6 protein-coding genes and 1 pseudogene are annotated in these 11,305 nt (G+C 64.2%); 2 read left to right on the forward strand and 5 right to left on the reverse strand.

Annotated features, from left to right (window positions below; all coding sequences use genetic code 11):
* Positions 1 to 983 (forward strand): annotated as a pseudogene (locus tag EN964_RS11455) (NAD-glutamate dehydrogenase domain-containing protein); the annotation flags it as partial.
* An 84-nt stretch (positions 984 to 1,067) separates the two neighbouring features.
* Here EN964_RS11455 and EN964_RS11460 read toward each other — a convergent pair.
* On the reverse strand, positions 1,068 to 3,212 hold the full coding sequence (locus EN964_RS11460; protein ID WP_127268917.1) for a TonB-dependent siderophore receptor: 2,145 nt from the start codon (positions 3,210 to 3,212) through the stop codon (positions 1,068 to 1,070).
* 354 nt (positions 3,213 to 3,566) lie between these two features.
* Between EN964_RS11460 and EN964_RS11465 the strand changes: the two genes are divergently transcribed.
* The gene (locus EN964_RS11465) at positions 3,567 to 4,943 is read left to right on the forward strand and encodes an MFS transporter (protein ID WP_127268919.1); all 1,377 of its coding nucleotides are present in this window, start codon (positions 3,567 to 3,569) and stop codon (positions 4,941 to 4,943) included.
* A 142-nt stretch (positions 4,944 to 5,085) separates the two neighbouring features.
* Here EN964_RS11465 and purH read toward each other — a convergent pair whose 3' ends face one another.
* The 4 genes from purH to htpX all read right to left on the reverse strand — a co-directional run bounded on the left by purH (position 5,086) and on the right by htpX (position 11,271).
* The gene (gene purH / locus EN964_RS11470; RefSeq protein ID WP_127273763.1) at positions 5,086 to 6,702 is read right to left on the reverse strand and encodes a bifunctional phosphoribosylaminoimidazolecarboxamide formyltransferase/IMP cyclohydrolase; all 1,617 of its coding nucleotides are present in this window, start codon (positions 6,700 to 6,702) and stop codon (positions 5,086 to 5,088) included.
* A gap of 294 nt (positions 6,703 to 6,996) precedes the next feature.
* Positions 6,997 to 8,721 (reverse strand): heparinase II/III family protein, encoded by a 1,725-nt coding sequence (locus EN964_RS11475; protein WP_127271388.1) that lies wholly within the window; start codon positions 8,719 to 8,721, stop codon positions 6,997 to 6,999.
* Positions 8,722 to 8,869: 148 nt separating this feature from the next.
* Positions 8,870 to 10,297, reverse strand: a complete 1,428-nt coding sequence (locus tag EN964_RS11480; RefSeq protein ID WP_127272502.1) for an RsmB/NOP family class I SAM-dependent RNA methyltransferase — start codon at positions 10,295 to 10,297, stop codon at positions 8,870 to 8,872.
* A complete protein-coding gene (gene htpX / locus EN964_RS11485; protein ID WP_127271031.1) occupies positions 10,255 to 11,271 on the reverse strand; it encodes a zinc metalloprotease HtpX in 1,017 nt (338 codons plus the stop codon). The genes EN964_RS11480 and htpX overlap by 43 nt, the downstream gene beginning before the upstream one ends.
* Between the last annotated feature and the right edge of the window lie 34 nt (positions 11,272 to 11,305).

Raw genomic sequence — 11,305 nt, forward strand, 5'->3', positions numbered from 1 at the left:
CCTATGCCAAGATCGTGCTGTTTTCCGACATCGTCGCCAGCGACGTGCCTGATGACGCGCATTTCGACCGCGACCTGATGGGCTATTTTCCCGACCGGATGGCGAAGAAATACGCCACAGAGATCCATGGCCACCGGCTGCGCCGCGAGATCATCACACGGGTCGTCGCCAACGACCTGGTCAATCGCGGCGGCCCGTCCTTCGTCAACCGGCTGCAGGAAGCCACGGGGCGCACCGCCGCCGACGTGGTGCGGACCTTCGCGATGGTGCGCGACGGTTTTGCCTTGCCGGCGCTCTATCGCGAGATCGACGCGCTCGACAACCAGATCGACGGCCAGGTGCAGCTCGATCTCTATCAGATGGTCAGCCGGCTGATCTACGTGACCAGCGGCTGGTATCTCAAGAACGATGCCGGCACGGCACCCCTCGGCCAGCGCATCGCCGAGCTGCAGGAAGCACGCAAGGCGCTGGAACCGAAGCTCGTTGCGCTGCTGCCGGCTTTCTCGCGCGAGCGCATCGAGGAGAAGCGGCACGGGCTGTTCAAGAGCGGCGCGCCGGAAGGGCTGGCCGGGCAACTGGCGCTGAGCGAGGTGGCGGAACTTATCCCCGACATCGCGCTGACGGCGCGCACCGCCGGCGCCGATATCGTCGCCGCGGCCAAGGCGTTCTTCGCCGTCAGCGATGCCTTCCGCATCCCGCGTGTCGAGGACGCCGCACGCTCGATCACGCCTTCGGACTACTATGATCAGCTGGCACTGTCGCGCGCCACCGACACGATCGGCGCGGCACGGCGCGGCATCGCGGTGGCGGCACTCACCGGCCACGCCAAGACGGCCGATCCGGTGGTTGCCTGGCTGGACGCCGGCGGCGAGCGGGTGGCGCGCATCCGCGAGCGGCTGCAGGCGCTGACCGAGGGCGGCGACATCACCGTGTCGCGGCTGTCGGTGGCGTCGGGGCTGATGAGCGATCTGACGGGGATGTGAACCGCCGACGATCACCACACGCATTACCGGATGCGTGTGGCTCTTTTCGAATGCCATCCGCTTCGAAACCGGCGTTCAAAAAGCTCACCAGGAATGTTTGAGCGTGCCGACGATCTTCAGCCGGTCGCCGTAAAATTCGGTTCCGTAATAGCTGGTTGTCAAATACTTCCGGTCGAACAGGTTCGTTGCGTTCAGGGCCAACGTCACGTCCTTGGTCATCTTGTAGCTGATCGCCGCATCCACCAGTGCGTAGCCGCCAATCGAAGTCGTGTTCGCGTCATCCCCGTAGGTTTGTCCGATATAGCGCACGCCTCCGCCGATGGTCAGGTCGCCACGCCGTCCCTCCTCGGGTAGCGTATAATCAACCCAGGCCGAAGCCAGGTGGCGAGGGACACGCTGCGGCCGATTGCCGGCATTTCCTCCAATACCGTCTTCCAGGATCTCGGCATCCCAGTAGGAATAGGCAAGCGTCAGGTTCAGGTTTTCCGCAATGGCGGCCTTGCCCTCGAGTTCGATGCCGCGGACGCCAACCTTGCCGATCTGCTGCTGGACAACAGGCGTGACATAGGTGGGAACATTGGTTTGGGTAAGGTCGAAGACCGCGGCCGTGAACAGGCCGTCGAAGCCGTCGGGCTTGTACTTGATACCTGCCTCATACTGCCTGCCCTCTTGAGGCTTCAGCGAACCCGAGACCGCATATCCGTTGCCGCTTGGCGCCACGAGCGGCTGGAAGCTTTCCGAATAGTTGGCGTAGACCGCGAGGTTCGGAGTGAATTTGTAGGTCAGGCCGGCGCGCTTGGTGAAGGCGGATGCCGTGTCGTCGTCCTGCGTTCCCGAGTCGAGATAGTCCGCCGTCGTATGCACGCGGTCCCAGCGCCCACCCAGGGTGACGATCCAGCGGTCGTCAAACGTCAATTGCTCCTGGGCATAGACACCGACTGCCTGTTGCTTGACCCGCCAGTTCACGTAGGGGCCGAGATTGATGCAGGACAGACCGCAATAGGCCGGATTGTCGATGTCGATGGGACCGGCGGTGCCGAAGAGAATGTTTTCACGGGTGTTGTCGTTGGCGTAGTCGACGCCGACAAGCGTCTTGCTGTCGATCCCGCCCCAGCCCGTATCGTATTGCAACTGATTGTCGAAGGCATAGCGGTTGGACAGGCCATCGACGGAAAATGCCGTGCGGTCCGCCGTGGGGTCAAGCGACGCGCCGTAGACCTCGGCGTAGTCGAGGCTCAAATGCGTGTAGCGGGCATTGGAGCGCAAGGTGAGGTTCTCGTTGAACTCGTGCTCGAACTGGTAGCCGATATCGACCTGCTCCGTGTTGAAGCGGTTGAAATCCGGCTCGCCCAGGAATGTGCCGATGTCGATATTGCCGCCAGCCGGGGTGCCGCGTGCGCCTGTGCCATCTCGCTTGTAATAGTCAGTCAGGATGGTGAGCGACGTTCCTTCCTCGGGCTTGATGGTCAACGCGGGCGCGATGTAAAGCCGATCGTCGTTGGAATAATCCCATCCTTGATCGCCATCCTTGGCCAGCCCTGTGAGCCGATAGGTCCACACGCCATCGGGGTCGATTGGCCCGCCAAAATCAACGCCAACCTCCTTGGTACCGTCGCCATAGGACGTGTAAATCTCCCCCTGCTTCTGGTCCAGCGGCCGCTTGGTGATGGCATTGACCAGCCCGCCAGGGCCGTTGAGACCAAAAAGCGTCGATGTCGATCCCTTCAGGACCTCCACGCGCTGAAGTCCGTAAGGCTCGAGACGGCTGGCCGTGAACCAGGCGGGGATGCGCGCCGTGAGACCATCGCGATAGGTACCGAGCGATGTCTGGTCGAAACCGCGGATGCGAATATAGTCGTATCGGTCATCGTTGCCGAACTCGTCGGTGAGGACGCTGGATGTGTAGGCCACGGCCTGCTGCAGGCTTTCGACATGGCGCGCCTCCAGTTCCTTCTGGGTTACCACTGAAACCGAGGCGGGAACGTCGACGATCGGCGTATCGGTCTTGGTGGCGGTCGCCGTATCCTCGGCGACGATCGTTTGATCGGGCCCGACAAGGCGGTCCGACTTGCCGGTGACGACGATGGTTTCCAGTTGAGTTGCATCGTCCGGCGAAACCTCCTGGGCCCGGCCGGCCCCCACCGCTCCAAAAGATGCCGCTATCAAGGCACTGCTCGCAATCAATCGCCTTACCTGAGTGCGCGGCAATGCCTGTCGACCAATCGTCATCTCTTATTCCCTGTCAGACCATATCGAGCCGTTCGACCGGCGACTTTCCGGCCCTGCGCGAGCGCAATTAGTCAAACCGGACAAAAAGAGTCAACTTAATAATCAAGAAATTCGCGCCGGCGGCAATCGCCGCGAAGCAGGGGGTGGAGGGCGGCGCCAGACCTTCGGTCCGACTTCCCTCACGAGAAAAAATAAGGGCTTGGTCCGCGTCGCGGACGAAAGCCAATTGCTTGGCTTTCGAACAGTGAACGCGCGGCAGGGGCAAGGGACGGCACACCAAGCTTGGTTCATTGCATGAGCGCATGAAACATGCAGACATGGCGCCCGACACGGAACCGGTGCCGGGGGATCATCATGACGGTAGAAACAGTGCAGCGTGCGTCCGGGCGCGGCATCTGGGGATGGATGTTGTTCGACTGGGCGGCGCAGCCGTTCTTCACCGTCGTCACCACCTTCATCTTCGGGCCTTATTTCGTGTCGCGGATGGCGAGCGATCCGGAAACCGGGCAGGCGGCCTGGGGCTACGGCATTGCTGCGGCCGGCCTTGTCATTGCAGTGCTGTCGCCGATACTCGGCTCGATCGCCGACCAGACCGGACCGCGCAAGCCGTGGATCGCATTCTTTGCCGCGGTCAAGGTCACCTGCCTTTGCATGCTTTGGTTCGCGGCCCCCGGTTCGAACCTTTTCCTGGTCGTGCTGTTCTTTTCGCTGGCGTCGGTGGCGGCGGAGTTTTCGACCGTGTTCAACGATTCGATGATGCCGCGCCTGGTGCCGAAGAGCGAGATCGGCCGGATTTCCAACATGGCCTGGGGGCTTGGCTATCTCGGCGGCATGATCGTGCTGATCTTCGTCGTCGCCTGCCTGGCCGGTTCGCCTGAGACCGGCAAGACGATCATCGGCATCGACCCGCTCTTCGGGCTCGACCCGAAGCTCGGCGAGGACGCGCGCGCAACCGGGCCTTTGTCAGCCGGCTGGTACTTCCTGTTCATCCTGCCGATGTTCTTTTTCACCCCCGACGCCATCAAGGGCCTGCCGATCGGTCCGGCTGTCCGAGAGGGGTTGGCGGAGCTGAAAGTGACACTGGGTGAGGTGCGCAAGCGCAGCGGCATCTTCCGCTTCCTGGTAGCCCGCATGATCTATCAGGACGGCGTCAACGCGCTGCTGGCGTTGGGTGGCACCTTCGCCGCTGCGATGTTCCACTGGTCGATCACCGAGATCGGTATTTTCGGCATCATTCTCAACGTCGTCGCCATCTTCGGCTGCCTGGTTGCAGCCCGTCTCGATACGGCGCTTGGCTCAAAAACCATCGTCATGATCTCGCTGGTCCTGCTCAGCATCGCCACGATCGGCATCGTCTCGACCGGGCCGGGCTACACGTTGTTCGGCCTCTGGATGATGCCTGGGCCGGACAGGGGCGGCCTGTTCGGCACGGCAGCGGAAAAAGCCTACATCTTCTTCGGCCTGTTGATCGGTGTGGCTTTCGGGCCGGTGCAGGCGTCGTCGCGATCCTACATGGCGCGCAGCGTCACGGCGGCAGAATCCGGCCGCTATTTCGGCATTTATGCACTGGCCGGGCGGGCGACCAGTTTCCTGGCGCCGTTCATGGTCGCGTCCGTCACCCTGGCCAGCGGCTCAGCGCGGCTCGGCATGGCGGTGATCGTGCTGTTCCTGGGCATCGGCATGGCGATCCTGGTCAAGACGCCCTATCCGGCGGACCGGCCGGTGGAGTGAGTTTACCCTCCCCCTTGTGGGGAGGGTCGATCCGCGAAGCGGAGCGGGGTGGGGGTGCGGCGCTGTCCCCACCCCGTCTCACGAACTTTGCTTCGCAAAGATCGTTCGCCGACCCTCCCCACAAGCGGGAGGGTAAGGGCGCTCAATGCCGGAAATGCCTGATCCCCGTAAACACCATGGCGATGCCGTGCTCGTCGGCAGCGGCAATGACGTCCTTGTCGTTCATCGAACCGCCCGGCTGGATGACGGCGGTGGCGCCGGCGGCGATTGCCGACAGCAAGCCATCGGCGAAGGGGAAGAAGGCGTCGGAGGCGACGACCGAGCCCTTGGTCAGCGGTTCGGCAAGGCCCGCGGCCTCGGCGGCGTCGAGTGCCTTGCGGGCGGCGATGCGTGAGGAATCGACCCGGCTCATCTGGCCGGCGCCGATGCCGACGGTGGCGCCGTCCCTGACGTAGACGATGGCGTTGGACTTGACGTGCTTGGCGATGCGGAAGGCGAATTTCAGGTCGGCCATTTCGGCCGGCGTCGGCGCCCGCTTGGTCACCACTTTCAGTTCGAGGTCGTCGACGACGGCGTTGTCCCGGCCCTGGATGAGCAGGCCGCCGGCGACGGATTTGACCGTCGTACCCGGCGTGCGCGGGTCCGGCAGCCCACCGGTGACCAGCAGGCGCAAATTCTTTTTCGCCGCCACGATGGCCGCTGCCTCGTCGGTGGCGCCGGGCGCGATGATTACCTCGGTGAAGGTTTTTACGATCTCTTCCGCCGCCTCGGCGTCGAGGGTGCGGTTGACGGCGATGATGCCGCCGAAGGCCGAGACCGGGTCGCAGGCCAGCGCCTTGGCGTAGGCGGCTTTCAGCGAGTCGCCTTCGGCAACGCCGCACGGATTGGCGTGCTTGATGATGGCGACGGCGGCGGAAAGGTCGGGGTCGAACTCGCCGACCAGTTCGAAGGCGGCGTCGGTGTCGTTGATGTTGTTGTAGGATAGCTGCTTGCCCTGCAGCTGGCGCGCCGTGGCGACGCCCGGGCGCTTGTCGCCGTTGACGTAGAAGCCGGCGCTCTGATGCGGGTTCTCGCCATAGCGCATCACCTCGACCAACCTGCCGCCAAAGGCGCGCCATGTCGGATGTTCGATCTCGAGCGCTTCGGCGAACCAGCCGGAGATCGCCGCGTCATAGCTGGCGGTGCGGGCGAAGGCCTTGGCGGCCAGCTTCTTGCGGAAATCCAGCGACAGCGAGCCGATGTTCATCTCCAGCGCATTCAGCACCGAGGCGTAATCGCCGGGGTCGGTGACGATGGCGACATAGGCGTGGTTCTTGGCCGAGGCGCGGATCATCGCCGGCCCGCCAATGTCGATGTTTTCGACGATCGACGCGTAGTCGGCGCCGGAGCGGCGGACCTCCTCGAACGGATAGAGATTGGAGACGACGAGATCGATCGGCTCGATGCCGTATTTGCGCATTGCCGCGGAATGCTCCGGATCGTCGCGCACGCCAAGCAGCGCGCCATGCACCCCAGGATGCAAGGTCTTGACGCGGCCGTCCATGATCTCGGGGAAACCGGTGAGCTCGGAGACGTCGCGCACCGGAAGGCCCGCGTCAGCGATCGCCTTTGCCGTGCCGCCGGTCGAGACCAGCTCTACGCCTGCGGCTGCCAGCGCTTTGGCGAAATCGATGAGGCCGGTCTTGTCGAAAACGGAGAGCAGGGCGCGACGCACGGGAACAAGGTCTGGTGCGGGAATGTTCTTGGCGGCGACGGCCATGGGCTGGCAGCCTTTCACGACTGGTGTGATGGATGCCCGCGCCCGTAGCACATGCCGTCCGGAAATCAAACCGGCGGTCAGGTGGGGCAAGGCAACGAATCCGTATTAAAACGAAAAACCCGCCTGTGCGGCGGGTCACTGGCGCAAATCAGCACCATGGGCGAATTTGTACCATAGCTGAGGTCACCGAGTCAAGAAAAAATTCCTATCGTTGCCGACGCAAGCTGCCGATGCCGCCGAACTGGTTGTCGTCAGGCCTTTTGTTAACCTGCGTTCGAAGCCCTGCCAGGAGGATCAGTTGTTTTCCGGATGACCGGCGATGCTGGTGCGCGTCAGCTGCCAGTGGACTTCGGCGATTTCCGAGGCTTTGAAGGCAAGCACGATCTGGCGGCTGCGGCGTGGGCCGCCAAGGCCGGCGAAATAGATTGATTCCTCGACTTCCGGCACCACTTCGGCTGCTGTGAACACCCAGGTATCGGCCTGATCGGCGGCCAGCACCAGGCGGTCATGCTCGTCCTGCAAAAGGTTGATGTCGGGGTGGACATGGAAGCGGACGGTGACGAAGTCGCGGCCATTGTTGCGGATCGCTGCATTGCCGGGCCGCTGGAAGCGGTCGCGACCAGCCAGCACATTGCCGTTCGCCGACAGTTTCAGCTCGCGCTCATGCAGGAAGCCGAAGCGCGGGACATAGCCGTCATGGCGGGCGATGAAGCCCTGAACACCCTTCTGGTCGGTGCGCTTGCACTGCACGTGCTGCGGGCCGCCGATCAGCGGGGAACCGAGCAGGTCGTTGACACGCAGCGAATGGCTGAAGCGCGCCGACGAGGTGTCGTTGATGGTGGCGGTCGAGTGCGCGGCGGTGGCGCGCGCCAGCGGCCGGAATTCAGCCGCGCCATAGGTGTCGATGCCGGCATTGACGATGTAGTGCTGGCGGCCGGACGACAGTTCGAAGGCAAGGCAGCTGGCGTGTGCGGCGTTGGACACATCGACCGGCGGCGGCGGGCCGGTGTCGGCGATGACCGTGGTGCCGCCCATCGACAGGCGCTCATAGCCGGAATGCGGCGCATGCAGCAGCGGCGCGCCGGCGGTGTCGTCGTGGCGCAGAATGGTGGCGATGCGGTCGTGGATGGTGGCGCCCATGCCGTTGAAGCGGGCGAGGCTGCCATCCTGATGGCGAAAGAAGCGCAGCGCCGGCAGCATGCGGTCGATGGCGCCGATCAGCGCCTGCGGCGGCGTTTCCGCCTGGTTGGCATAGGTCTGGCGCAGCGGCAGAAGGTCGGCGAGGATTTCCAGGACAACCATCGGATTGCGCGAAATATGCCCGCCATCGGCGAGGATCTGGCGGTCGAGTTCCTCGGCAAGATTGCGGGTCGCGCCACGCAGGGCCGAGGCCGGCGCCGGCAGGGACAAGGCAGCGAAGGCGAGCGCGATGCGGGCCCGCAGCCTGTCCTTGCCGTCGGGCATTTCGCGCGCCATCGACCTGAGGTAGCGGATCTGGATGGCTACCGATTTCAGGAAGGCGCGGTAGAAAGGGAACTCGGCGCCCTGCAATACGACCGAGGAGTGCTGCAACCAGGCGATGATGCGCTTGGCCGTCGTGCCGGGCTCCCAGGCGATGCCGGAAATATGGCTGCCATGCATGGTGATCCAATCGGAGACCAGGGCGCGGGCATTGGCGGCGGCAAGCTCGGTGCCGGCGGCGCGCATATGGCGCAGCCAGCGAAAGCCGTGCAGCGTCTTCTGCCAGCCGTGATTGGGCACGCTGATCTGGAAAGGCGACTTGCCGCCGGTCTCGACGAGATGCCCCGACAGGGGATAGCGGCCGTAATAGATCTCGAGTGCGATCTGCGGGTCGGCGAGGCGCAGGTCCGGCGGCGCGATCAGCACACGTTCCGGCGTGCGGCCGGAATAGCGCCAGCGATAGACAGGCCCGGCGCGCAGGCGCCGGCGCGTTTTGCGCCAGAACTCCTTCGCGACAAGCGTCCACAGACGCGTCGTGCTGCTGGCAGCAAGTGCCAAAACCCCTCCTGATCGTCCTCTACCCCGGCGCCGAGTCTACATGATTGCACGATTCGTGCGAAGGCGAATTCCACGACCCCACGCCGGTTCACCTGGCTTTGCCCCCGATCCTACCCCAAAAAGTCAGTAAATCCGGGCAATTCAATCGCTAGCCGGCTCGCCGCATGCGAGCGGCGAAGAAGCCGTCGAGGCCCGAGCGCTCCGGCACGCCGAGCTCCAGGTCGGCGGGCGTGGTGCGCAGCGTGCCTTGCGGCGTCAGGAACGAATCGATGCCGGCGATCTCGCCTTGCCGCAGCGGATCGTTGGCGACTTCAGGCGTGCCGGCCAGAAAGGCGTGATAGAGATCCTCGCCTTCGAGCGGATCGAGCGAACAGTTGGAAAAGACGATCCTGCCGCCGGGCTTCACCAGCGTGACGGCGCGGGCGAGCAGCCTGCGTTGCAGGTCGGCCAGTTTTTCGACATCAGCCGAAGTCTTGGTCCATGGCACGTCGGGGTGCCGCCGCACCGTGCCGGTCGACGAGCAGGGTGCGTCGAGGAGAACAGCGTCGAACAGTTCTTCTGGCTCATACTTGAGCAGGTCGGCCTGAACGATTTCGGCGGACAGGCCGAGACGCTCGAGATTCTGCGTCAGCCGCACGAGCCGGTTTTTCGAGGTGTCGACGGCGGTGACCTTCGCGCCGGCAACGATCAGCTGCGCCGTCTTGCCGCCGGGCGCGGCGCAGAGATCGGCAACCCGCAATCCCGCGACATCGCCGAACAGCCGGGCCGGCAGGCTGGCCGCGGCGTCCTGGACCCACCAGGCGCCCTCGGCAAAGCCAGGCAATTCAGTGACAGGACCGACAAGATTCTCGACCCGCACCGTGCCGGTCGGCAGGACGATGCCGCCGAGTTTTTCGGCCCAGAGACCGGGATCGGCCTTGACCGAGAAGTCGACCGGCGCCTCAACGCGATGCGCTTCGAGGATCTGTCTGGCCTTCTCGTTGCCGTAGGTGGTCTTCAGCCGATCGGAAAACCACTTTGGCGCTTCGTCGGTGGCGGCAAGGGCGGCAGGCAATTCCGTTTCCTTGGCACGTGCCAGTGTGCGCAGAACGCCATTGACGAGGCCGGAGAAGCGCACCGTGCGCGGATCGGACTTGGCATGGGTCACCGCAATGTCGACGGCGGCGCTGTCGGGAATATCGAGGAACAGGATCTGGGCTGCGGCGACATGCAATATGTGCGACAAAGCGGTGGCGTTGGGCGGCAGCGGCTTTTCCAGGCGCCGCGCCAGCAGCCCTGATATGGTCATGCGATAGCGCAGCGCGGTGACCAGGATGGCGCGGACAAGGCCGCGATCGCGCATGTCGAGCGCCTTGTATTGCGGGTGGCCGTTTTCGTGATCGGTCAGCCCATCAAGCGGCGTCCTGGCGTCGATGACGGCGGCAAGCAGGCGCGCCGCCGCCTTGCGTGCGGCGAGACCGGCAACGAAGTCGCCGCCGTCCCTGTGTTCCTGATCACTTGAAACTGTGCGTCGTGGTCCTCTGTCCGCCACGCTCACGACCACCGGCCCTTGGGCCCGGTCGGATTGCGACCCCATGGGTTGGATTTGGGCTTGGCGGGCTCCGCCGGCTGCTCGGGCTGCGCTGCCTCGCCCCATGGGCCGGATGGCCGCGGTTGATCTGCCTGCCGTGGCGTCGATGCCTGGCGCGGGGCGGCCTGGGTTTCGCCTTGCATCTGCTGCGCCATCGCCTGCAAGGCTGCGATGCGGTTCTCAGTGGCGGGGTGGGTGGAGAACAGGCTGTCCATGCGCTCGCCGTGAAGGGGATTGATGATGAAGAGATGCGCGGTCGCGGGATTGCGCTCGGCATCGGGGTTGCGGATGCGTTCGGCGCCGCGGGCGATCTTGTCAAGCGCCGATGCCAGCCAGAGCGGGTGTCCACAGATTTCAGCGCCACGCCGGTCGGCCTCGTATTCGCGGGTGCGGCTGACCGCCATCTGCACGACCATCGCGGCAAAGGGCGCTACGATCATCGCCGCCAGCACGCCGACAAAGCCGAACGGATTGTTGTCGCGATTGCCACTGAAAAAGAAGGCGAAATTGCCGAGCATCGAGATGGCACCGGCAAAGGTGGCGACGATCGTCATGGTGAGCGTGTCGCGGTGCTGCACATGGGCGAGCTCGTGCGCCATGACGGCTGCGACCTCTTCAGGCGTCAGCGCTTGTAACAGGCCGGTGGAGGCAGCAACCGCCGCGTTCTGCGGGTTGCGGCCGGTGGCAAAGGCGTTCGGCTGCGGGTTGTCGATCAGATAGGTCTTCGGCATCGGCAGGCCGGCCTGTTTGGCCATTGCCTGGACGATGGCGTAATATTCGGGCGCGTTCCTTTCGTCGACCTCGACGGCACGGTTCATCGACAGCACCATCTTGTCGGCATTCCAGTAGCTGAACAGATTGGTGCCGGCCGCGAACAGGAAGGCGATCATCATGCCGCCGGTGCCGCCGATCAAAAAGCCGACGCCCATGAACAGCGCCGTCATCGCGGCAAGAAGCATGGCGGTGCGGATGGTGTTCATCGTCTGCTCCTGTCGAAATGGCACCGAAAAGGGG

This window comes from Mesorhizobium sp. M7A.F.Ca.CA.001.10.2.1, assembly GCF_003998575.1.
Classification (GTDB): domain Bacteria; phylum Pseudomonadota; class Alphaproteobacteria; order Rhizobiales; family Rhizobiaceae; genus Mesorhizobium.